We start from the raw sequence: 23760 nt of genomic DNA, 5'->3' as shown, positions 1-23760 counted from the left end.
GTAAAAATACTTGACAAACAAAGCTTATATTTGTATAATAAATTTGGCAATAAATTGAGGTGAACTTAATGAAGATTAGTTTAGATAAGATTATAAGAAAAGAAACTGATAATTTACACTTGAATTTTTGCGAAAAAATTGATAGTATTAATTATTGTGATAATACTTATAAATTAACTTCTCCACTTAATTTAAACGGAACAATAAGTAAAACTAATAAGGGTTTATTTTTAGATTGCAATGTTGAATTTAATATAGTTGATAATTGCGCTAGATGTTTAAGTGAAGTAGAAGTAAAATTAAGTTATCCTATTCAAGGATTTTTAGTTAAACAAGAAGTGGATGAAAATGAAGTAGAAGAGTTTGATGTTTATACTTATAAAAACGATGAAGTTGATTTCATAGATTTAATAGAACAAACATTAGATTTTAATCTGCCTCAAAGAGTTCTTTGTGATGAAGATTGTAAAGGCCTATGCCCTACTTGTGGGACAAACTTAAATAAAAAAGTTTGTTCTTGTGATGAAACTGCGAACGACGAGGAGATAATAGATCCCCGTTTTGCTAAATTAAAAGAAATGTTTAAAAATGACTAAGGAGGTGGCGTAAATGGCAGTACCAAAGCGTAAAACATCTAAATCAAATACAAAAATGAGAAGAGCAGCTAACTCAAAGATGGTAGCAACTGGATTCGTAAGTTGCCCACAATGTCATGAGCCAAAGTTACCACATAGAGTATGTCCAGATTGTGGATATTATAAAGGTAAAGAAGTTGTTTCTAAGTAATACTTCTAAAAAACATGTAGAATACTCTACATGTTTTTTTTTGCTTAAATATGAAAAAAATTGTGATAATATTTAAGTGTACGCAAAAATTATAAATAAAAAATAAATAAGTAGTTGATTATTTATAATTAATATTATATACTACTATTAGTAGTTGGTACTAATTCCAACTATAAAAACTTGGAGGTAATATGAAAAAGAAGAGCAAAGCACAAAGACAAGAAGAACTTGTTGGAATGCTAAAAGACGATCCTTTTTATACAGATGAAGAATTAGCAAGCATCTTTGATGTAAGTATACAAACCATAAGACTTGATAGACTTGCATTAAATATCCCAGAACTTAGGGAGAGAGTTAAGCAAATAGCTGAAACTGAAACATCTAAAGTTAAAACTTTAGGTATAAAAGAGATAACAGGAGAGATAATTGACTTATCTGTAGGTCAATTAGGCATATCCATGTTGGATATTACCGAAGACATGATCTACTCCAAAACTGGAACTCTTAAGGATGAATATATATTTTCAATGGCTAATTCATTAGCTATGGCGATTTTAGATGCGCCTAAGGTAATAATGAGATTTGCTAATATAAAAACGCTAAAACATATACAACAAAAAGATAGGCTCATAGCGAAAGCTGAGATTTATAAAAACATAGATAAAAAACATTATGTAAAAGTTGTTGTTAACAATAAAGCGCAAGAGCAAATTTTCAGAGGAAAATTTATATTTGAAGAGTTAGTTTAGGAGGAGAATAATATGAAAATTGTAATTGATGGAATGGGCGGAGATAATGCACCAAAGTCTAATGTAGAAGGTGTAGTTAATGCTATAAAAGAATATGGTGTAGATATAATAATCACTGGAGATAAAGAAATATTAGAAAATGAATTTGCAAAGCATGAATTTGACAAAAGTAAATTAGAAATAGTTCATACTACTGAAATTATAGAGAATGAAGATAAACCAGTTAAAGCAATAAGATCTAAAAAAGATTCATCAATGGTTGTAGCTTTAAGAATGGTAAAAGAAAATAAAGCAGATGCAATAGTATCAGCAGGAAATACAGGAGCATTATTAGCAGGTGGTTTATTTGTGGTAGGTAGAATAAAAGGAATAGACAGACCTTGTTTATGCCCAGCTATACCAAATGTAAAAGGTGGAATGACACTTATTGCAGATGGAGGAGCTAATGCAGATTGTAAACCAATAAACTTAGTTGAGTTTGCAGGTATGAGTAACATTTATGCAAACAAAGTATTAGGAATTGAAAACCCTAGAGTTGCTCTTGCGAATGTAGGAATAGAAGAGGGCAAGGGAAATGACTTAGCAAAGAAATCATATGAAGAGCTTAAAAAATTAAATTTAAACTTCATTGGAAATATAGAAGCAAGAGAATTAATAAACTCATATACAGATATAGTTGTGTGTGATGGATTTACAGGAAATATTTTATTAAAATCAGCAGAAGGTATTGCGATGTCAATATTAGGCCTTTTAAAGGAAACTTTCCTAGCTAGTACAAAAGGTAAATTAGGAGCAATGCTGTTAAAAGATGATTTAAGAAAATTAAAAACTATGATGGATTACTCAGAATATGGAGGAGCGCCTCTTTTAGGTGTTAATGGAGGAGTTATAAAAGCTCATGGAAGTTCTGATGCAAAAGCTATAAAAAATGCTATAAACCAAGCAATAAAATTTGCAAAGGGAGATGTAGTCGAAGATATTAAAGAATTTATAAAGACTATAGAAGAAAATAGCGAAGAAGAATAGAAAAGTACCACTTGGAGGTTAATTTATGAATACAAAGGCTGGTATATTAGGGGTTGGAAGTTATGTTCCTAAAAAGGTAATGACTAACTTCGATCTTGAAAAGATAATGGATACATCAGATGAATGGATAAGAACAAGAACAGGAATAAATGAAAGACGATTAGTAGATGAAAATGAAGCAACATCAGATCTTGCAACTAAAGCAGCTATAAAAGCAATAGAAAATGCAAACTTGACTCCAGAAGATATAGATTTAATTATAGTAGCTACAATTACACCAGACATGGTATTTCCATCTACAGCATGCTTAGTTCAAGCAAACATAAATGCAACTAAAGCAGCAGGTTTTGACCTTGAAGCGGCATGTTCAGGATTTATATATGGTATAACAATAGCAAAACAATTTATAGAAACTAAAACATATAAACATGTATTAGTAATAGGAGCAGAAGCTTTATCAACAATATTAGATTATGAAGATAGATCTACAGCAATATTATTTGGAGATGGAGCTGGAGCGGTAGTTATGGGACCAGTTGAAGAAGGCGGAGTTTTATCTACAAATTTAGGCTCTGATGGAAATGGTAAAGATTATCTTAAAGTACCAGCTGGAGGTTCTAAGTTGCCAGCTAGTGAAGAAACTGTTAAAGATAGATTGCATTACATACAAATGGCAGGAAGTGATGTATTTAAATTTGCTGTTAGAATAATGCAAGATGCATCTGTTAAATGTATAGAAAGTGCTAACTTGAGTATACAAGATGTAGATTACCTTATACCACACCAAGCTAATATAAGAATAATAGAAGCTTCAGCAAAAAGATTAAACTTAAGTATGGATAAAGTATATGTGAACTTAGATAGATATGGAAACATGTCAGCAGCATCAATTCCGGTAGCGCTAGATGAAGCCTATAGAGAAGGAAAAATTAAAAAAGGCGATAATGTAGTTCTAGTAGGATTCGGAGGCGGATTGACATGGGGAGCTTCTTTAGTTAGATGGAGTATATAAGGAGGAAATTATGAAGGATTTATGTGAATTATTAAATATAAAATACCCTATAATCCAAGGTGGGATGGCTTGGGTAGCAACTGCTGAATTAGCAGCAGGAGTATCAAATGCTGGAGGATTAGGAATAATTGCAGCAGGAAATGCACCAAAAGAAGTAATAAAAGAGCAAATAAAAAAGTGCAGAGAATTAACAGATAAACCGTTTGGAGTTAATGTTATGCTATTATCTCCATTTGTAGATGAGATAATGGATTTAATAGTAGAAGAAAGAGTAGAAGTAATAACTACAGGAGCTGGAAATCCAGCAAAATATATAGAGCGATTAAAAGAAGTAAATACAAAGATTATACCCGTAGTTCCAACTATTGCACTAGCAAAAAGAATGGAAAAGCATGGTGCAGATGCAGTAATAGTTGAAGGAACAGAAGCAGGAGGACATATAGGAGAGCTAACAACAATGGTTCTAACTCCTCAAGTTGTAGACAATGTAAATATTCCTGTAATTGCAGCAGGAGGAATTGCTGATGGGAAAGGATTGGCAGCAGCACTATGCTTAGGGGCTAGTGGTGTACAAATAGGAACAAGATTTATTTGTAGCGATGAATGTATAGCTCATGAAAACTATAAAAATTTTATATTAAAATCAAGAGATAGAGATGCAATAGTTACAGGAAGAAGTACTGGACATCCGGTTAGAACATTAAAAAACAAATTGGCTAAAGAAATATTAAATATGGAAAAAGAAGGAGTTAATCCTTTAGATATAGATCAAAAAGGTGTAGGGTCATTAAGAATGGCAGTTGTAAATGGAGATGTAGATAATGGATCATTTATGGCAGGTCAAATAGCATCTTATATAAATGATGTGAAGCCTTGCAAACAAATAATAGAAGATATAATGGAAGAATCAAAATCTATATTATCTAAAATAAATAAAAAATTGGAGGTATAGTATGGGTAAGGTTGCATTAGTATTTCCTGGTCAAGGAGCTCAATATGTAGGTATGGCAAGTGATATATATAACAATGATGACATAGCTAAAAAAATTATTGATGAAGCAGAAAGATCAGTTGGAATAAATTTAAAAAAGATAATGTTTGAAGGTAGTGATGAAGAACTAGCTAAAACAGAAAATACTCAACCAGCTATAGTTACTCATAGTATAGCGTTATTTGAAAGTTTAAAAGATAAGATAGATTTGAAATATGATGCATGCTTAGGACTATCACTAGGAGAATATAGTGCTTTAGTAGCAGCAGATGCAATGGATTTTAATGATGCTGTAGCAGTAGTTAAAAAAAGAGGTAAGTATATGCAAGAAAGTGTACCTTTAGGAAAGGGGACTATGGCAGCTATACTAGGGTTAGATAGAGAAAAAGTAAATGAGGTTATAGAACAAGTTGATAATGGAATAATAGAGGTTGCAAATTATAACTCTCCAGGTCAAATTGTAATATCAGGGGAGACAGGTACGGTAAAAGATAGTATAAGTTTATTTAAAGAAAATGGAGCAAAAAAAGCTGTTGTATTAAATGTAAGTGCACCTTTTCATTCATCTATGCTAGAACCAGCTGGGTTAAAGCTAAAAAAAGAATTAGATGATATTAAACTAAGAAAATGTAAGGTATCTGTAGTTTCAAATGTAAAAGCAGATTATTATACAGATAACTATAAAGATCTTTTAGTTAGTCAAGTTAGCTCATCTGTTTTATGGGAAGATTCAATAGAAAAGCTAATAAATGAAGGATTTGATACATTTATAGAAATCGGACCAGGAAAAGTGCTAAAAGGATTTATAAATAAAATTTCCAAAAAGAATAAAGTTGATACTAAAGTTTATAACATTGATAATATGGAATCTATGAATGACTTTGTTGAAGCTTATAAAAGAGGTGAAATATAATGGTTAACTTACAAGATAAAGTAGCAATTGTAACTGGAGGATCTAGAGGTATAGGTAAAGCTATAGCTAAAAAACTAGCATCACAAAAAGCCAATGTTGTAATAAACTATACATCAAATGAAGAACATGCTTTAAAAACTAAAGAAGAAATAGAATCATATGGTGTTAAAAGCATGATAGTAAAATGCGATGTATCTAAAAGTAGTGAAGTTGACAATATGATAGAGTCTGTAGTTAAAGAGTTTGGAAAAGTAGATATATTAGTAAACAATGCTGGTATAACAAAAGATGGACTTTTAATGAGAATGAAAGAAGATGACTTTGACAAGGTTATCGATATAAACCTAAAAGGTGTTTTCAACTGCACAAAAGCAGCTACTAAATATATGATGAAGAAAAGATATGGAAAAATAATAAACATATCATCTGTAGTTGGAATAATAGGAAATCCAGGGCAAGCAAACTACTGTGCCTCTAAAGCAGGTGTAATAGGCCTTACAAAATCAAGTGCTAGAGAATTGGCATCAAGAAACATAAGTGTAAATGCTATAGCTCCAGGATTTATAGATACAGATATGACTAGTGTTTTAAATGAAGATTTAAAATCTAATATGTTAAAAAGCATTCCGCAAAATAGATTTGGAGAGCCTGATGATGTAGCTAATGCAGTATTGTTTTTAGCAAGTGACATGGCAAGTTATATAACAGGTCAGGTTATAAATGTAGATGGTGGAATGGTAATGCAATAAAAAAGTAAAAATATAAGTTTAAATAAAATTTAGGAGGAATTAAATTATGTTTGAAAAAGTTGTAGAAATAATAAAGGATCAATTAGGAATAGACAATAAAGAAGTAACTATGGAGACTTCATTAATGAAAGATTTAGAAGCAGATTCATTAGACGCTGTTGAAATAATGATGGCTCTTGAAGATGAATTTTCAATAGAAATACCAGATACAGAAGCAGAAAAGTTCGTATGCATAGGAGATATAGTTAAATATATAGAAGCAAACAAATAGTGGAGGAAATGTTATGAAAAGAAGAGTTGTTATAACTGGATTAGGTTGTGTTACTCCAGTTGGAACAGGAAAAGAAACATTTTGGACCAACATAAAAGATGGAGTTTGTGGTATAGATAAAATAACTAGCTTTGACGCATCCTCATTTCAAACACAAATAGCTGGAGAAGTAAAAGATTTTAATCCAGAAGATTATATAAATAAAAAAGAATTAAAAAGAATGGATAGATTTACTCATTTTGCCATAGCATCTTCGCAAATGGCAGTAAAAGATGCAAATCTTGACTTAGACAAAGTAGATAGCGAAAAAATGGGAGTTATAATAGGTTCTGGTATAGGAGGAGTTGCTACAATAGAAGAGCAACACAAAATTTTACTAGAAAAAGGAAATAGAAGAGTTAGTCCATTTTTCGTTCCTATGATGATTTCTAACATGGCAGCAGGCCAAGTATCTATTGCATTAGGTGCAAAAGGACCAAACACTAATGTATCTACTGCTTGTGCATCAGGGTCTCATGCTATAGGAGATGCATTTAAAGCTATACAAAGAGGCGATGCAGATATAATGGTAGCAGGAGGAAGTGAAGCTGGTGTTACACCACTTTCATTTGCCGGTTTCTGTAATATGAAGGCTATGTCTACTAGAAATGATGACCCAAAAACTGCTTCAAGACCATTTGATAAAGATAGAGATGGATTTGTAATGGGAGAAGGATCAGGTATATTAATACTAGAAGATTTAGATCATGCTATAAAAAGAGGTGCTAAGATTTATGCTGAAATAGTTGGATATGGAGCAACAGCAGATGCATACCATATGACAACTCCAGCAGAAAATGGAGAAGGCGCAGCTAGATCTATAAGCATGGCAATGAAAGATGGAAATATTCCTCTTGATGAAGTTGATTATATAAACGCTCATGGAACATCTACTTACTATAATGATAAGTTTGAAACAATGGCAATTAAAAGTGTTTTTAAAGACCAAGCGTATGAACTTTGCGTATCATCTACAAAGTCTATGACAGGCCATTTATTAGGAGCTGCAGGAGCAGTTGAAGCTATTGTATGCGCCATGGCTATAAGTGATGGATATGTTCCTCCTACTATAAATGTAGAAAACTTAGATGAAGAGTTAGATTTAGATTACGTTGTAAACGAAGGTAAGAAAAGAGATGTTAGATATGCACTGTCAAATTCTTTAGGATTTGGTGGACACAATGCAACTTTAGCATTTAAAAAATATGAATAAATAATTATTAAAAGAGTTACCTAAAATAGGTAACTCTTTTTTTACGCTTAAGTAGATTATGATTACTAAAAATATGTGGATAATCTATGAAACTTAGTTGTATTAATATTATATTTTTGAGCGTAAAAAAGATTTTTGAGCAACGGACGAAGTCGTTTGAGTAACGGGACACGAGTTGCGAGTGGACGTTGACGACATGAAATTTGAGCGATATGAGCGAAGTGAATTTTTGTTTTTTGTCATAAATATTTAACCTTGAAAATATAATTATATAAACAAAGGAGGACAAGGGATATGAATAAACTTTCAGATGAAATTTTAAATTCTCTATCGCCTAAGCTAAGAGAAAAAATAATAAATGTACAATATGAAGATCTAAATATAGAAGAAATAAGACTTAGAGTAGAGAAACCATTAATAATAAATTCTAATAATAGAGACTATTTTTATAATAACTCTATGAACAAGCTAGATACAAAAAATTCAAATTCGTATGTTGTAAAAAAAGAAGATATAGAACAGACATTTCAACTTATGTGCAAATATTCAATTCATTCATTTATAGATGACATTAAAAAAGGGTTTATAACATTAAAAGGTGGGCATAGAGTTGGAATAGTTGGAAAGGTAATAATTGAAGATGGACAAGTTAAAAATATAAAGCACATATCATCTTTAAATATAAGGATTTCTAGAGAGGTATTAAATTGCTCTGAAAAAGTATTAAATCACATAATTAAGAGTTCTAACGAAGTAAATAATACTTTAATAATTTCACCGCCACAATGTGGTAAAACAACATTACTTAGAGATATAGTTAGAAATTTAAGTAATGGGAACAAAGAAAAAGGGTTTAGTGGAATTAAAGTAGCTCTTATAGATGAAAGGAATGAGATTTCAGGATCATATTTAGGAATAGCTCAGATGGATGTTGGAATAAGAACAGACATAATAGAAACATGCCCAAAAGATATAGGAATAATGATGTTGCTTAGGGCTATGTCACCTAACTTAATAGTAACGGATGAAATAGGTAGTGAAAAGGAAATAAAAGCTTTGTACACAGCTTTAAATGGGGGAGTTAGCTTAATAACGACAGTACATGGGAATTCCATAGAAGATATAAGGGAAAGAAAGGAATTAAGCAAATTACTCGATAAAGAATTATTCAAAAAAGTAATAATACTTTCCGCTAAAAATGGGCCGGGGACAATTGAAAAAATATATGACTTAGAAGAAAAGAGGTGGTATTTTGCAAATTAAAATAGCTCTAATAAGTATTTTAGTAGCATGTAGCTATTTGATTGGAGAGTATTTATACAAAGCTTATACAAAAAGGCATAAACAGTTAAATGAGCTCATAAGGATATTAGAGGTAATGCGAATGGACCTATCATTTGGATTGTACACATTGGAAGAAATATTTTATAGGATAGGAGAAAATAAAGAGTTTTCACTTGGACCTTTCTTTAAACATATGAGTACAGATTTAAAAGAAGATAATAGTAAAACATTAGAAACTATATTATCAAAGAATGCTGATTTTATGATTAAAGAAAGTTATTTTCAAGATAAGGAGGTAGATGAATTAAAAAAATTAATACTTACTCTTGGAAAAGGGGATGTTTATTCTCAAGAGAGGATGATTGATTTATCTATTGAAAATTTAAAAAAACTCACAACAGAAAGTAAAGAAGATGTAGAGAAAAAAGGTATAGTATACAAAAAACTATCTACTATAATTGGGTTAGTTATAGGGATACTTTTAATATAGGAGGGTTAATATGGATATAACTTTGATTTTTAAAGTTGCAGGGATTGGGTTATTAATATCTGTTTTAAATATGGTTCTTGAGAAGACTGATAGAAAAGATTGGACTACCTTAACAACTCTTGCAGGTGTGATAATTGTTCTTACGATGGTAATAACTGAGATAAATGATCTATTCAATGCAGTTAGAACGATGTTTCAGTTATATTAAGGGGGAGATCTTTTGGATGTAATGAAATTGGTAGGTCTTGCGCTTATGTCTACTATATTATGCTTAATTATAAAAAAAGATAGACCAGAAATGGCTATGTTTATAGGAATACTAACAGGAATTATGATTTTACTTTCTGTAACCTATAAATTCAATTTTATAATTGAAAGTATAAATGAATTAGCAAATAAGGCTAACATACCTACTATGTATATATCTTTAATAATCAAACTTATAGGAATAGCATACTTAATGGAGTTTGCTATTCAGATATGCAAAGACTGTGGGGAAGGAAATATTGCAGCTAAGCTTGAATTCGGAGGAAAAATTATAGTTATGACTATGTCATTCCCTATATTAATATCTATTGTTGATATGATTTTAAATTTGATTCCATAGGAGAATGATTACTTATGAAAAAAATTATGACTAGTATAATTTTATGTATACTAATGGGGCTAACATTTGCAAATGTTTCATTTGCACAAGAAGAAAATGATAAAAAAGTAAAAGAAAGTGTAGATACATATATAAGTGAACAATTAAATAAAATTAATTTACAAGAAATTCAAAATCAAATAAAAGATGAAAAGTTTATAGAAGATGTAGATCTTAAAACATTTATGAAAGATTTAATATCTGGTAAGAAAACAATGCTAGATTTATTTGATAAAGAGGGTCTTAAACTATTCTTATTCGATGAATTGAGAGCAAGTTTAAAAGTTGCATCAATAATATTTGTCTTAGCGCTCTTATCATCTATTTTAAAAAGTTTAGACAATTCATTCTCATCTGGGGCGATAAGCCAAGTAACAACCTATATTGTATTTATAGTAATGGTAACTTTAACATTGGTAGGATTTAAAGATGTTTTAAATATATGTAACACCACCATTGATAGCATGATCAATTTGATGCAGATACTAATGCCAATATTAATAACATTTTTAGTGGTAATGGGATTTCCTATGACATCTACTGTTATGACCCCTATATTTATGGGAGGAGTAACATTTATAAATATAGTTTTTAAAAACTTCCTATTTGTATCTATTACAATAGGTTTTGCAATACTTGTTATAAATAATTTATCTAATAGTATAAAACTTAAAAAATTGGCATCTTTTATAAAACAAATAAATCTGATAACAATTGGAGCCATATTTACTATATATTTAGCATTAGTATCTATGCAGGGGATGTACGTTAAGAGTTTAGATGGATTTGCAGTTAAAAGTACTAAGTTTGCGATAGGAAATTTTATACCTGTTGTAGGAGGATTTGTATCAGACTCATTTGATATAATATTATCTTCATCTCAACTTATAAAAAACTTATTTGGAGGAGTCGGGCTCATAATATTAGTCGGGATATGCTTAATTCCTATAATAAAAATTATTTCAATAATATTAGTTTATAAAACATCAGCAATGATAGTAGAACCAGTTGGAGAAGAGAGTATTTCAAACTTTTTAAATGAGATTTCAAATCTTATGGCAATAATGTTAGCATGTATCATAGCTATAACAATAATGTTTTTCGTTACTATAGCTATAGTAGTTTCTATTAGTGTTGTAGCACAGTAAAAGGAGGAATATTATGTTAGAAAGTATTAAAGCTTGGATAATAAGTATTTTAATTGCAGCATTTATAGTTAACATAGTTAATATGATTCTTCCTTCTTCAAAGTTAAAGTCATATATTAATTTAGTTTTAAATTTTATATTTATATTCATTGCTATAAATCCAGTCATTAATTTTTTTTCAGATGGAACAAGCTTAGAGGACAAATTATTAAAAACATATACGAAATATAATCAACAATATGTTGATAGTATGAATAGTCTAGCTAAAGACACAGGGGGAAAAAGCATAAAGTCTGGTTATGAAGACGGATTAAAAAGTATATTGGAATTAAAACTAGATGAATATGGTTATGAACTTGAAGATATTGAATTAGACGGATCTGATGTGAGTAAAGTTAAGGTTAAAGAAAAAAATAGTAATAAAGAAGAAAAAAAGGACATACAATCTAGTGAGGGTGAAAAAGATAAACAAGTATTTAAAGAAAGCTCAAATGATAAAGATACAAAATCAAAAGATGAAGTTAAAAAGAGCTTAGTAGACATACTTGATATATCCGTTGAAAATATAGAAATTGATAAATAGGGGTTGAGAATAGGTATGTTTAAAAACTTAAAGGAAGATGATAAGAAAAAGATATACACTCTAGCCGCGCTGTCGTTTGTGTGTATTATGGGACTAGCTATATTTACAAAAAATCCAGTTGACAAAAAAGATAAAGAAACTTTTGAGGAAAAAAAAGATCAAAAGTCTGCACAAGTAGAAGTAAAAAAAGATAATGATTTAGAAAGTCAACTTAAAAATATATTATCTCAAATAGAGGGAGCAGGAGAAGTTGACGTGATGATTACTTTTTCATCTGGGGAACAAATAGAACCAGCATTCAACTCAAATGCTACAAAGGAAGAGACGACTGAAAAAGATGCTCAAGGTGGAGAAAGAACAGTTACTACGTCAAGTGAAAATAAAACAATGATAACTTCAGGAGAAAGTAAACCTGTAGTTATAAAAACGTCAGAGCCAGAAATAAAAGGGGTTATAGTGGTTTCTAGTGGGGCTAGTGATCCAAATGTAAAACAAAGTCTATACTCAGCAGTTCAAACATCACTTCAGGTTTCAGGTCACCAAGTTGAAATTTATTCTAAATAGGTAAAAAAATATTCATAATAAAAAAGCTCGTACATATAAATATTACAAGAATATAATTATTAATTAGGGGGAGTATAAATGAAATTTAACAAAAGTATGTTTAAAAGTAGAGGGTTTGTCGTAATGTCATTAACACTTATGTTAGTGGTGGTTGGGACAGTAAATTATAATTTAAGTAAAAAATCTGTATTAGAAGCATCTAAGGAAATGGAAATGTATGAAGATGCTCAACTATCAAAAAATGATGATAAAAAGGACTCTAAAAAAGATGTTAAAGTTGTAGACAGCAAAGACACTGTAGTTAATGAAAAAGCTAAAGAAACTAGTAAAGAAATAGAAAAGAAAATGACTTCTGATAAAAATATGAAAAAAGCATCATATGCAGTAGATATGAAAATGAATAGAGAAAAACAAAGAAATGAGTTAACAGAAGATTTAAATGAAATAATAAATAATCCATCTACATCAGAAGAAACTAGAAAGCAAGCATCTAATATGAAATTACAACTTGTAAAAGATCAAGAATTAGAAATTAAAATAGAAGATTTATTAGGAGCAAAAGGATTTGAAGATTCATTAGTGTACATAAGTGAAGAAACTGTTAATGTAGTAGTAAACAAAGAATTACAACAAAAAGATGCAGCTAAAATATTTGATTTAGTTGCAAATGAGTCAAAAGTTAACTATGATAATATAAAACTTATGAGTAGTAATTCTAAATAAGTATAAATGCCTCAGTTATACTGGGGCTTTTTTACGCTTAAGGAAATTATACTTAATTAAATTTTGTGGATAACTTATGTAACATAGTGATACAAATTTTTTGGTGAAAGTAAAAAATGACATTTTGAGCAACGGACGGAGTCGTTGGCGACATGAGCGAAGCGAATTTTTTATGCACGGTAATAAGTTGATTACATAAATACTAGATTAAGCAAATCGAACTTTTTATTGCAAATTAAAGCTCTATTTGGTATTATTATATAATAAAATAGTTTATATAGGGATGTGATATATGATGGAAAATAATAACTTTGGACAAGTTAAGATATCAAATGATGTCATCGCTACTATAGCAGGATTAGCAGCTATTGAAGTAGAAGGAGTAGGAACTACATCGACATTCACAGATAAATTACTAAAGAATAATGGTGTTAAGATACAAATAGAGGAAGACGAAGTTATCTTAGATGTTATGATAATAATTGATTATGGAATATCTATACCTGATATAGCTTTTAAAGTACAGGAAAATGTAAAAAATACAGTTGAAACAATGACTGGATTAAAAGTTTCTCAAGTTAATATACATGTTCAAGGAATCAACTTTAAAAAGGAAAAAGTTGAGAAGGCAGAAGCAAAGTAATCATCTACGATAAATTAATATTTCCCTCTGAAAATCAGAGGGTTTTTTTATGAGTAAATATGTATATACTAAATTCAAAGGAGGAATAAGCAAATGAAAAAAGCAAAAATGATAACGACGAGAGAGTATATGATGAAGTTTATATACCAAATAGACATGAATAAAGAGGATCTAATTGATTTAAATGCTAAATTAGAAAACTTCTTAAACGATAACTTTGAATACATAAAGAATAGATATGAGGAATTAAAATTACAATTTTCAAATGAAGCGGACGTTGAGTTAGAAGAAACAGAGTTAAGTCAATTTATTGATTTAAAATACAGCAAAGAATTAGTTGAAAGTTTTAACGAAAATAAAGAAAATATAGATGCTTTAATAAATAAATATGCTAAAAACTGGACTATAAATAGAATGGCTAAAGTAGACTTAGCAATACTTAGACTTGCTATTTGTGAAATACTATACATGTCAGAAATGCCTACTAAAGTTTCTATAAATGAAGCTATAGAATTATCTAAGCTTTACTGTGATGACAAATCTCCTAAGTTTATAAATGGAATATTAGGAAGTGTTGTAAGTGAAATCGGAGAAAAATAAAAATATAATAATAGGAATAGATACTAGCTGCTATACAACTTCTATAGCAGCTATATCTTTAGAGAAAAGTATAGTATTTAATAAAAAAATCATGTTAAAAGTAAAGAAAGATTCAAAAGGGCTAAGACAAAGCGAAATGGTTTTTCAACACGTAAATAATTTAGGGGAAATAAGTGAAGAATTAAAAAATATAATGAACGGATATAATATATGTGCAATATGTGCATCTGAAAAACCAAGGCCGATAAATGATTCGTATATGCCTGCATTTACAGTAGGATATAATTTTGCAAAATTATTTAGCAGTATGAATAATATTAATTTATATTCAACAACTCATCAAGAAAATCATATTGAAGCAAGCGTATATGAAAAAAAATTAAAAAGTAATAGATTTATTTCTGTTCATATGTCGGGAGGAACAACAGAAATATTATTAGTTGAAAAACATAACGATATATCAAATATTAGAATAATAGGTGGAAGTAAAGATATAAGTTTTGGACAATTAATAGATAGATTAGGTGTTCAATTAGGATATGAGTTTCCATGTGGAAAATATATAGATAAAAATGCTTTAGAATGTAATCAAAATATAGATGTAGGAATAAAGACATCTGTAAAAGATGGGTATATGAACCTATCTGGAATAGAAAATCAAATCACTAAGCTGAAAAATGATTTTGATGAAAAATATATATCTAAATCACTAATGGACTCGATAGTGAGAAGTTTATATAAAGCGCTTAGATTTTTATGTAAAGAGTATGATATAAGCGAAGTTGTATTTGCTGGAGGGGTTGCATCAAGCAAATATATAAAAGAGGAGTTAAGTCAAAAACTATATAAGGATAAAGTAATAAGCTTTTTTGCAAAACCTGAATATAGCACAGATAATGCATTAGGTTGTGCACTTATAGGATTAAATAAATTTATAGGAGAATAGCTATGAAATTAAGAGCTTTAGATGTAAGTGAAGTTAATTCATACGTAAAAAGAATCTTAACTAATGATGCGGTTTTATATAACTTAAAAGTAAAAGGTGAAATTTCAAACTTTAAAGTTCATAGCAGCAAAAATGTATATCTGACTCTGAAAGATAAATCATCTAAAATAAACTGTGTAATTTTTAAAAATAATTATGATAGTTCACTAAATTTAGAAGATGGAATGAAGGTTATAGCAACAGGATATATATCTGTGTACGAAAGAGATGGATCATATCAATTGTATATAGAAAACGTGGAATTAGATGGACTGGGAAATTTGTATATAGAATTTCTAAAATTAAAAGAAAAGTTAGGAAAAGAAGGCTTGTTTGACTATATACATAAAAAGCCTATACCTAAAATGCCTAAAAATATAGGTATAATAACATCTGAGACAGGAGCCGTTATAAAAGATATAATTAATGTTGTAAAGCGTAGATATCCAAAAGTAAATATAAAGCTTTATTCTGTTTCAGTTCAAGGAAAAAACTCTTCTGAACAGATATGTGAAGGAATTAAATTTTTTAATAATGCTAATAATGTAGATACAATAATACTTGGAAGAGGTGGGGGATCCATAGAGGAATTATGGTCTTTTAATGAAGAGAGCGTTGCAAGAGAGATATTTAGTTCTCACATACCTATAATTTCAGCTGTAGGACATGAGACAGACTTTACAATAGCTGATTTTGTGGCTGATATGAGGGCACCTACACCATCTGCAGCTGCAGAAATAGCAACCCCAAAATTAGAAGATCTATTATACAAGTTAAAAAACTCTAAAGACAGATTAGATAAGGCTCTTATAAATCAATCTAAGCTAGATAAAAATAAATTAAATAATGTTTATGATAGACTAAATACTATTGTTAAGTCTTATATAATAAGAGATAAAATTATACAAATAGATATAATATATGATAAAATAACTAATGAGATTAATGATGTAGTAAAACTTAAAAAAGGAAGTTTAGATAGTAGTGGATCTCTTTTGCATAGCTTAAGTCCACTTGCTACATTAGATAGAGGGTACAGTATAGTACAAAAGGATAAAACTACTATAAATACAATAAATAGCCTGAAAGAAAAGGATAGTATAGCAATTAAATTTAAAGATGGTACAGCTGATTGTATAATTGAAAAAATTAAAGATTAAAGAGGTATAAAAATGAATTTATCTTATGAAGAAGCTTATCAAAGACTGGAAGAAATTTTAAATAAATTGGAGTCTGGAACTACAAGTTTAGATGACTCTCTTAATTTATATGAAGAGGGAATAAGACTTTATAGTCATTGTAATAAATTATTAGATGAAGCAAATTTAAAAATAGATAAGTTTAGCAAAGATGGGAAAGAGGTACCCTTTAGTATAGAGGAGGAGTAGTTATGAATTTTAAAGAAGAATTAAAAAATAGAGTTGGAAATATAGAAGATTTATTAAATGAGTATATGCCTAAAGTTGAAGGATCCCAAAAAACTATATTTGACTCAATGAATTATAGTTTAAAAGCTGGAGGAAAAAGACTAAGACCAATACTTACATTAGAAGCTTGTAAACTAGTTGGGGGAAATGAAAAAGATGCATATCCATTTGCTGTAGCTATAGAAATGATACATACATATTCTTTGATACATGATGATCTTCCAGCTCTTGACAATGATGATCTTAGAAGAGGAAGAAAAACTAATCATAAAGTGTATGGAGAAGCTATGGCTATTTTAGCTGGAGATGGACTTTTAAATTATGCTTATGAAATAATGCTTAGAGAGTCTTTAAGTAAAGGTGAGCCAGAAAAATATTTAAAAGCTATAAATGAAATCGCTAAAGCTTCTGGGATATATGGTATGATTGGTGGACAAGTTGTTGATATTGAAAGTGAAGGTAAATCAATAGATATGGAAAAACTTGACTTTATACATATGAATAAAACAGCAGCAATAATCATTGGATGTATGAGAGCAGGAGCTATAATTGGTGGAGCAAGTGAAGAAGAGTTAGAGAATGTAACTAAATATGCAAAAAACATAGGATTATCATTCCAAATAGTTGATGATATATTAGATATTGTTGGAGATGAGGCTAAGCTTGGTAAAAAAGTAGGAAGCGATATAGATAATGAAAAATCTACTTATCCATCACTTATAGGACTTGAAAAGTCAAAAGAAACTGCTAATAAATTAATAGCAGAAGCTAAAATGAGTATTGATTATATAAATAAAGATAGTGAGTTTTTAAACAACTTAGCTGATTATATAGTAGATAGAGAGTATTAAGGAGGAACGATGAGCTTTATTTCAGAAATTTTTAGCAACAAAGTGTTGCTTATAAGTATGTTTGCTTGTTTCTTGGCACAACTTTTTAAGATTTTTACAGGAGATCAAAAAAAGATTCAAATATCTAGGATATTTACTTCTGGGGGTATGCCAAGTTCTCATAGTTCTTTTGTTACATCCTTATCTACATTAGTAGGAATGGAGTATGGGTTTAATTCAACAGAATTCGCAGTAGTTGCAGTGTTTTCTATGATAATAATGTATGATGCATCTGGAGTAAGACGTGCAGTTGGAAAGCAAGCAGTAATATTAAATCAAATTGTAGATGATTTACAGCATAAAAAGCATATTGAACAAAAAAAATTAAAGGAATTAGTAGGACATACGCCAGTAGAAGTTTTTTTTGGCGCTATTTTAGGAATTATTACAGCATTGGTATTTAGTTAAAGTATTAATGCTAAAAACTACTTAGATAAAAGGTGAGAAAGTTATGTATAATTATTTAAATAATGTAAATTCTCCTAAAGATATAAAAAAAATGAGCACTAAAGAGCTAGATTTACTAGCTAAAGACATAAGAAAATTTTTAGTGAGATCAGTTTCTAAGACAGGTGGACATTTAGCATCTAATTTAGGTGTTGTAGAGCTTGCTTTAGCACTACATAAGGTATTTGATAGTCCAAAAGATAAATTTATATGGGATGTAGGACACCAGGCTTATGTTCACAAGATACTTACAGGAAGAAAAGATCAGTTTGATACATTAAGACAATTTAATGGATTAAGTGGATTTCCGAAAGAATGCGAAAGTGAACATGATATATTTGATACAGGGCATAGTAGTACATCTATATCTGTAGGAAGTGGAATTGCATGTGCTAGAGATATAAAAGGTGAAGATTTTTCTGTAGTTTCTATAATTGGAGATGGATCAATAACAGGAGGAATGGCTTTAGAGGCTCTTAACCATATAGGATATATAAATACGAATATGATAGTAATATTAAATGACAATGAAATGTCTATAGATGAAAATGTTGGAGGAATGTCTAAACATTTATCAGCTATTATAAAAAATTCAACTGTCAATAAGGTTAAAGATGAAGTTGAAAAAATATTAAATGTTACTCCTGGAGGCAATATACTATCTAAAACGGCAAGCAAAGTAAAAGATAGCATAAAAGGAAACTTTACATTACAAGAATGTGCTTTTTTTGATTCTTTAGGAATAACATACTTAGGGCCTATAGATGGACATGATATAGATGAAATAGTAAAAACATTAGAAAAAGCAAAACAACAAAATGGACCAATATTACTTCATGTGATAACTAAAAAAGGTAAAGGTTACAAGTTTGCAGAAGATGAGCCACATAAATACCATGGAGTTTCTAAATTTGATATAAAAACTGGATTAAAGCCATCTTCATCAAAGAGTATATCTTCAGTAGTAGGAGAAAAGTTAATAGACCTTGCAACTAAGGATGAAAATGTTGTTGCTATAACAGCTGCTATGCCATCAGGAACAGGCTTAAATAAGTTTTCTGAAATATACCCAAACAGATATTATGACGTTGGTATTGCAGAACAACATGCAGTTACATTTAGTTCAGGACTAGCAAAAGCTGGAATGAAACCATATTTTGCAGTATACTCATCTTTCTTACAAAGAGCATATGATCAAATAATACATGATATTGCTATAACAAGTAAGAATGTAACTTTACTTATAGATAGAGCGGGACTTGTAGGTAATGATGGAGAAACACACCATGGAATATTTGATTTAAGCTATTTAAATAATATACCTAACATGACTGTGATGGCTCCTAAAGATACAAAGGAACTAGAGCTAATGATGGATTTATCTTTAGAAATAGAAGGACCTATGGCTATTAGATATCCAAGAGGAAGTAGTTACTTTGTGGATAAGGGCGAGTATAAGCCTATAAAAGTTGGTACATATGAACTATTAAGTGAAGGTAAAGACATTGCTATATTAGCAATAGGCAATATGGTTAAACAATCAATTGAAGCAGTAGACATATTAAATAAATCAGGTATTAATCCAACTTTAGTTAGTGCAAGATTTTTAAAACCTATAGATGAAAAATTGATAATGGATTTAGCTAAAAATCATAAATATATTGTTACTGTAGAAGATAATGTACTTACAGGTGGATTTGGAAGTAGAATAAATAAATTTATTATAGATAATAAACTTGATAATGAGATTATTAATATTGGAATTAAAGATGAATTTATTCCTCACGGGGATGTTAACGTACTATATGAACAATGTGGAATCTCACCTTCAGGTATAGCTCAACAAATTGAGAGTTTATTAAGATAGAAAGGTAATTTATATGAAAAAAAGAATAGACGTATTACTTGTAGAACAAGGATATTTTGACAGTAGAGAAAGAGCTAAAAAAGCTATAATGGCTGGACTAGTATTTGTAGACAATCAAAGATGTGATAAGGCTGGCTCAGAGGTTAAAGAGGAAAGTAAAATAGAAGTAAAAGGGAATCCTATACCATATGTTAGTAGAGGTGGACTAAAGCTTGAAAAGGCAATGAAAAACTTTGATATAACATTAGAGAACAAAGTTTGTTTAGATATAGGAGCATCAACAGGTGGATTTACAGATTGTATGCTTCAAAATGGAGCAAAAAAAGTATTTTCAATAGATGTAGGATATGGACAACTTGCTTGGAAACTTAGACAAGATGAAAGAGTTGTATGTATGGAGAGAACAAACATAAGACATGTAACTATAGAAGATACTAAAGAATTTGGACAATTTGCATCTATAGATGTTTCTTTTATATCACTTAAATTAGTTTTACCAAAAGCAAAAGAATTATTAGATCCAAGTGGACAAGTAGTAGCATTAATAAAACCTCAATTTGAAGCTGGAAGAGAAAAAGTTGGTAAAAAAGGTGTAGTAAGAGAAAAATCTACACATATAGAAGTTATAGAAAAAGTAGCAGATTTTGCAGCAGAAATCGGGTTTACAATATTAGGATTAGATTACTCTCCTATAAAAGGACCTGAAGGAAATATTGAATATTTAATTCATTTAAAAAACTCTAATGAAGGTTATGAATACAATAAAGAAGAGTTTAAAATAACTATAGATAAAGTTGTAGACAATTCACATAATTTAATGTAATAAAGAGGGGGATTTAAATTGATCCTTGAATTATATATGAAAAACTGTGCATTAATAGAGGAACTAAGGCTAGATATAGATAAAAATCTAAACATATTAACTGGAGAAACTGGATCAGGTAAATCTATAATAATAGGAGCTTTAGGTTTATGTCTAGGTGGTAAATATGATAGATCCTTTTTAAGAAAAGGCACAGAAAAAGGTTTAGTAGAAGCGTTATTTGATGTTAATAATCAAAAGCTTAAAGAGAAGCTACTAGAAAATGGAATAGATATAGAAGAGGATAATCAAATAATAATAAGCAAAGAAATATTTGATGACGGAAAAAGTATATCAAGAATAAATGGAAGAAATGTAAAAGTATCATTTTTAAAAGAAATTTCTAACTACTTAATTGATATACATGGACAACATCAAAATCAAGTTTTATTTGATAAAGATACACATATTGATTTTTTAGATTTATTTGGAGAAGAACTCTTATATGAATCTAAAAGTGATTATGAAAAGACATATATTGAATACAATGAAGTAAAAAAAGCTTTAAATGTACTAACAGAAAATAAAGACGATATGCAAATTCAAAGAGAAATAGACTTGATAAAATTTCAAATAAATGAAATAGAATCGGCAAACTTAAATGAAAATGAATATGAAGATTTATTAAAACAAAGAGAAGTCTATAGAAACGGTGAAAAGATTTTTACTAACTTAAATAATGCATATTTAAATTTATATGATGGAAGTATAAATTCTGTAGATCTTATATCTAAATCACTAGGTGATTTAGGTGCCATAGCTCAATATGATGAAAAATTAAATGATTATAATGATACAATAGAGCGAATAATGTATGAGCTTCAAGATATATCTAGAGACATTAGAAGTTATAAAGAAAACATTGATTTTTCACCTTATGAATTAGAACAAATAGAGCAGAGGGTAGATGAAATAAATACTCTTAGAAGAAAATATGGAGATACAATAGAAGAAATTTTAGCATATAAAGATAAAATAAATGAAAGATTAGATGAAATATTAAATAGAGATGAGAAAGTTGAAGAGTTAAAATTAAAGCTTAAAAAAGTCGAAGACATTTTAGTAATTAAAGCTGAAAAATTAACTCAGAAAAGAAAAGAAGTTGCAAGAAACCTTCAAGAAAAACTATTGTATGAGCTTAAAAGCTTAAACATGAAAAATGTAGTTTTTGAAGTTTCATTTGGTAAATCTACATTTAATGCAAAAGGACAAGATGATATAGAATTTATGATTTCATTCAATCTAGGTGAAGATATAAAGCCTATATATAAGGTAGCATCAGGCGGAGAGATGTCTAGATTTATGTTAGCGTTTAAGACGATTTTAGCGGACATAGATGAAATAGATACTCTTGTGTTTGATGAAATAGATACAGGTATAAGTGGTATAGCAGCTCAGATTGTTGGAGAAAAATTATCATTGATAGCTAAGAAAAAGCAAATAATTTGTATAACGCATTTACCTCAAATTGCAGCAAATGCAGACACTCACTATTGTATTGAGAAAAAGACATCTAATGAACGAACATTTACTGTTATAAGTAGACTTGACGATAATCAAAGAAAAGATGAAATAGCAAGGCTTATAGCAGGAAGTAATATAACTGAAAAAACAATGGAACATGCTAGTGAAATAATAGAACTTGCAAAAAAAGTACCTAATTAATTAGGTACTTTTTTTGTGTAAAATTATATTTAGATTAAGCTGGATAAAAATAAATGAAAAATGGAACTATATGTATATAAATTTATGAAGGGACGATATAAAATGAAAAAAATATATATAGTTTTATCTTTAGTCTTAATAATACCTATATTTATACTGGGAATATCGAAACCAGAAAATAAAAAAGAAACAAGATATTTAGTTCCACTTGGAAATGTTGTAGGTATAAGGGCTAACACAGATGGAATATTAGTATTAGAAAATGAAGATTCGAGTGTTGATTATATAGATGGAGTGGAAGCTGGAGATAATATAATCAGTATAAATGGAATTAATGTATATAGTAGTAAAGATGTAAAAAGAGTTTTACATAACTATAATAAAGATTTAGTTGAGATAATAATGGACAGGGATGGAGAACTAATATCAAAGCAAATTCCAGTTAAAAAAGAAAATAACGAATATAAACTTGGAATTTGGATTAGAGATAAAATTTCTGGAATAGGAACTATGACATTTTATAATCCGCAAAACAATACATTTTCGGCATTAGGACATCCAATAAAAGATGTAGATACAAATGAATTGATAAAAGTTAAGAGTGGAAATATATACAATGCTAAAGACATTTCGATTGAAAAGGGAAGAGTTAAACATGTAGGGCAAATAAAAGCTGAATTTGATGGCGATAAACCGATAGGTAATTTTAAAAAAAATAACAGTTTTGGAATAAGTGGCAATTTAACGACATATGATAATGAAGGAAAAGAAAAAATGTTAGAAGTTGGTGACAGTAAAGATATAAAGCTTGGACCAGCGATAATTTTATTTCAAAATAAAGATGGAAAAATCGGGCAATATCAAATAAACATAAAAAAAATTAAATATAATAACAAAAAAGATGATAAAGATATGGTGATTGAAGTAGTAGATGAGAGATTGATAAATTATACTGGTGGTATAGTTCAAGGAATGAGTGGAGCACCTATAATACAAAATGATAAAATAATTGGGGCTGTTACGCATGTTTTTATAGATAACTCTAAAATAGGATATGGAATTTTTATAGATAAGATGATAATATAAGTATATATATAAAAATAAAAATAAACAGAAGGAATATAAATATTAAATGTCGAATAGGTTATTAGTGAAAAATTAGAAAATATTTAAATAAATTTATAATT

29 protein-coding genes are annotated in these 23760 nt (G+C 29.2%); all 29 read left to right on the top strand.

Features of this window, described 5'->3' with window-relative positions:
• Nucleotides 1–68: 68 nt before the first annotated feature.
• The 29 genes from ACN6I1_RS11435 (at nucleotide 69) to ACN6I1_RS11295 (ending at nucleotide 23659) form a co-directional block, all read left to right on the top strand.
• Nucleotides 69–596, top strand: a complete 528-nt coding sequence (locus tag ACN6I1_RS11435) for a YceD family protein (RefSeq protein WP_021429977.1) — start codon at nucleotides 69–71, stop codon at nucleotides 594–596.
• Nucleotides 597–609: 13 nt separating this feature from the next.
• Nucleotides 610–786: a 50S ribosomal protein L32 gene (rpmF, locus tag ACN6I1_RS11430; protein ID WP_021430121.1), complete on the top strand. Its 177-nt coding sequence runs from the start codon at nucleotides 610–612 to the stop codon at nucleotides 784–786.
• Between the two features lie 191 nt (nucleotides 787–977).
• Entirely contained in the window at nucleotides 978–1535 is a 558-nt protein-coding gene (fapR, locus tag ACN6I1_RS11425) for a transcription factor FapR (RefSeq protein WP_021430034.1), read from the top strand.
• 12 nt (nucleotides 1536–1547) lie between these two features.
• Nucleotides 1548–2561 carry a phosphate acyltransferase PlsX gene (gene plsX, locus ACN6I1_RS11420; protein WP_247012001.1) on the top strand — a complete coding sequence of 338 codons (1014 nt, stop codon included), beginning with the start codon at nucleotides 1548–1550 and terminating at the stop codon, nucleotides 2559–2561.
• Nucleotides 2562–2586: 25 nt separating this feature from the next.
• Entirely contained in the window at nucleotides 2587–3573 is a 987-nt protein-coding gene (locus ACN6I1_RS11415; RefSeq protein ID WP_114542389.1) for a beta-ketoacyl-ACP synthase III, read from the top strand.
• A gap of 10 nt (nucleotides 3574–3583) precedes the next feature.
• Entirely contained in the window at nucleotides 3584–4525 is a 942-nt protein-coding gene (gene fabK / locus ACN6I1_RS11410; protein WP_419742002.1) for an enoyl-[acyl-carrier-protein] reductase FabK, read from the top strand.
• 1 nt (nucleotide 4526) lies between these two features.
• Entirely contained in the window at nucleotides 4527–5477 is a 951-nt protein-coding gene (gene fabD / locus ACN6I1_RS11405) for an ACP S-malonyltransferase (RefSeq protein ID WP_419742001.1), read from the top strand.
• Nucleotides 5477–6226, top strand: a complete 750-nt coding sequence (fabG, locus tag ACN6I1_RS11400) for a 3-oxoacyl-[acyl-carrier-protein] reductase (protein ID WP_053831750.1) — start codon at nucleotides 5477–5479, stop codon at nucleotides 6224–6226. Before fabD ends, fabG begins: the two co-directional genes overlap by 1 nt.
• Before the next feature lie 46 nt (nucleotides 6227–6272).
• The gene (acpP, locus tag ACN6I1_RS11395) at nucleotides 6273–6497 is read left to right on the top strand and encodes an acyl carrier protein (protein WP_021429992.1); all 225 of its coding nucleotides are present in this window, start codon (nucleotides 6273–6275) and stop codon (nucleotides 6495–6497) included.
• 13 nt (nucleotides 6498–6510) lie between these two features.
• Complete coding sequence (gene fabF, locus ACN6I1_RS11390; protein WP_021433826.1) at nucleotides 6511–7749, top strand: beta-ketoacyl-ACP synthase II; 1239 nt, start codon at nucleotides 6511–6513, stop codon at nucleotides 7747–7749.
• Nucleotides 7750–8043: 294 nt separating this feature from the next.
• Nucleotides 8044–9012: a stage III sporulation protein AA gene (gene spoIIIAA / locus ACN6I1_RS11385; RefSeq protein ID WP_220796368.1), complete on the top strand. Its 969-nt coding sequence runs from the start codon at nucleotides 8044–8046 to the stop codon at nucleotides 9010–9012.
• Nucleotides 9002–9523: a stage III sporulation protein AB gene (locus ACN6I1_RS11380; protein WP_220796367.1), complete on the top strand. Its 522-nt coding sequence runs from the start codon at nucleotides 9002–9004 to the stop codon at nucleotides 9521–9523. Before spoIIIAA ends, ACN6I1_RS11380 begins: the two co-directional genes overlap by 11 nt.
• A gap of 10 nt (nucleotides 9524–9533) precedes the next feature.
• On the top strand, nucleotides 9534–9731 hold the full coding sequence (gene spoIIIAC / locus ACN6I1_RS11375) for a stage III sporulation protein AC (protein ID WP_021122904.1): 198 nt from the start codon (nucleotides 9534–9536) through the stop codon (nucleotides 9729–9731).
• 21 nt (nucleotides 9732–9752) lie between these two features.
• The gene (gene spoIIIAD / locus ACN6I1_RS11370; protein WP_226887897.1) at nucleotides 9753–10130 is read left to right on the top strand and encodes a stage III sporulation protein AD; all 378 of its coding nucleotides are present in this window, start codon (nucleotides 9753–9755) and stop codon (nucleotides 10128–10130) included.
• A 14-nt stretch (nucleotides 10131–10144) separates the two neighbouring features.
• Nucleotides 10145–11317 carry a stage III sporulation protein AE gene (gene spoIIIAE, locus ACN6I1_RS11365; RefSeq protein ID WP_419742000.1) on the top strand — a complete coding sequence of 391 codons (1173 nt, stop codon included), beginning with the start codon at nucleotides 10145–10147 and terminating at the stop codon, nucleotides 11315–11317.
• Nucleotides 11318–11330: 13 nt separating this feature from the next.
• Nucleotides 11331–11900 carry a stage III sporulation protein AF gene (locus ACN6I1_RS11360; RefSeq protein ID WP_046821555.1) on the top strand — a complete coding sequence of 190 codons (570 nt, stop codon included), beginning with the start codon at nucleotides 11331–11333 and terminating at the stop codon, nucleotides 11898–11900.
• 15 nt (nucleotides 11901–11915) lie between these two features.
• Complete coding sequence (locus ACN6I1_RS11355; RefSeq protein ID WP_419741999.1) at nucleotides 11916–12464, top strand: stage III sporulation protein AG; 549 nt, start codon at nucleotides 11916–11918, stop codon at nucleotides 12462–12464.
• Nucleotides 12465–12542: 78 nt separating this feature from the next.
• Nucleotides 12543–13187, top strand: a complete 645-nt coding sequence (locus ACN6I1_RS11350) for a SpoIIIAH-like family protein (protein ID WP_021430062.1) — start codon at nucleotides 12543–12545, stop codon at nucleotides 13185–13187.
• 295 nt (nucleotides 13188–13482) lie between these two features.
• A complete protein-coding gene (locus tag ACN6I1_RS11345) occupies nucleotides 13483–13830 on the top strand; it encodes an Asp23/Gls24 family envelope stress response protein (RefSeq protein ID WP_021430087.1) in 348 nt (115 codons plus the stop codon).
• A gap of 93 nt (nucleotides 13831–13923) precedes the next feature.
• Nucleotides 13924–14430 carry a transcription antitermination factor NusB gene (gene nusB / locus ACN6I1_RS11340; protein WP_419741998.1) on the top strand — a complete coding sequence of 169 codons (507 nt, stop codon included), beginning with the start codon at nucleotides 13924–13926 and terminating at the stop codon, nucleotides 14428–14430.
• Nucleotides 14411–15376, top strand: a complete 966-nt coding sequence (locus ACN6I1_RS11335) for an O-sialoglycoprotein endopeptidase (RefSeq protein WP_419741997.1) — start codon at nucleotides 14411–14413, stop codon at nucleotides 15374–15376. Before nusB ends, ACN6I1_RS11335 begins: the two co-directional genes overlap by 20 nt.
• A gap of 2 nt (nucleotides 15377–15378) precedes the next feature.
• Entirely contained in the window at nucleotides 15379–16575 is a 1197-nt protein-coding gene (gene xseA, locus ACN6I1_RS11330) for an exodeoxyribonuclease VII large subunit (protein WP_053831745.1), read from the top strand.
• Between the two features lie 12 nt (nucleotides 16576–16587).
• Nucleotides 16588–16803, top strand: coding sequence for an exodeoxyribonuclease VII small subunit (xseB, locus tag ACN6I1_RS11325; protein WP_021429988.1), 216 nt, complete (start codon nucleotides 16588–16590; stop codon nucleotides 16801–16803).
• A gap of 2 nt (nucleotides 16804–16805) precedes the next feature.
• The gene (locus ACN6I1_RS11320) at nucleotides 16806–17693 is read left to right on the top strand and encodes a polyprenyl synthetase family protein (RefSeq protein ID WP_419741996.1); all 888 of its coding nucleotides are present in this window, start codon (nucleotides 16806–16808) and stop codon (nucleotides 17691–17693) included.
• Between the two features lie 9 nt (nucleotides 17694–17702).
• Nucleotides 17703–18140, top strand: a complete 438-nt coding sequence (locus ACN6I1_RS11315) for a divergent PAP2 family protein (protein ID WP_021429973.1) — start codon at nucleotides 17703–17705, stop codon at nucleotides 18138–18140.
• A 43-nt stretch (nucleotides 18141–18183) separates the two neighbouring features.
• A complete protein-coding gene (gene dxs / locus ACN6I1_RS11310) occupies nucleotides 18184–20046 on the top strand; it encodes a 1-deoxy-D-xylulose-5-phosphate synthase (RefSeq protein WP_419741995.1) in 1863 nt (620 codons plus the stop codon).
• Nucleotides 20047–20059: 13 nt separating this feature from the next.
• Nucleotides 20060–20869, top strand: a complete 810-nt coding sequence (locus ACN6I1_RS11305; RefSeq protein ID WP_021433814.1) for a TlyA family RNA methyltransferase — start codon at nucleotides 20060–20062, stop codon at nucleotides 20867–20869.
• A gap of 18 nt (nucleotides 20870–20887) precedes the next feature.
• Nucleotides 20888–22573 carry a DNA repair protein RecN gene (recN, locus tag ACN6I1_RS11300; protein ID WP_419741994.1) on the top strand — a complete coding sequence of 562 codons (1686 nt, stop codon included), beginning with the start codon at nucleotides 20888–20890 and terminating at the stop codon, nucleotides 22571–22573.
• Nucleotides 22574–22675: 102 nt separating this feature from the next.
• Complete coding sequence (locus ACN6I1_RS11295; protein WP_419741993.1) at nucleotides 22676–23659, top strand: SpoIVB peptidase S55 domain-containing protein; 984 nt, start codon at nucleotides 22676–22678, stop codon at nucleotides 23657–23659.
• Nucleotides 23660–23760 lie beyond the last annotated feature (101 nt).

Origin of the sequence: Paraclostridium dentum (genome assembly GCF_048568265.1) — a bacterium.
Taxonomy (GTDB): Bacteria; Bacillota; Clostridia; order Peptostreptococcales; family Peptostreptococcaceae; genus Paraclostridium; species Paraclostridium dentum.
The sequence above is the reverse complement of the archived record's forward strand: the minus strand, read 5'-3'. Positions and strand labels throughout refer to the sequence as shown.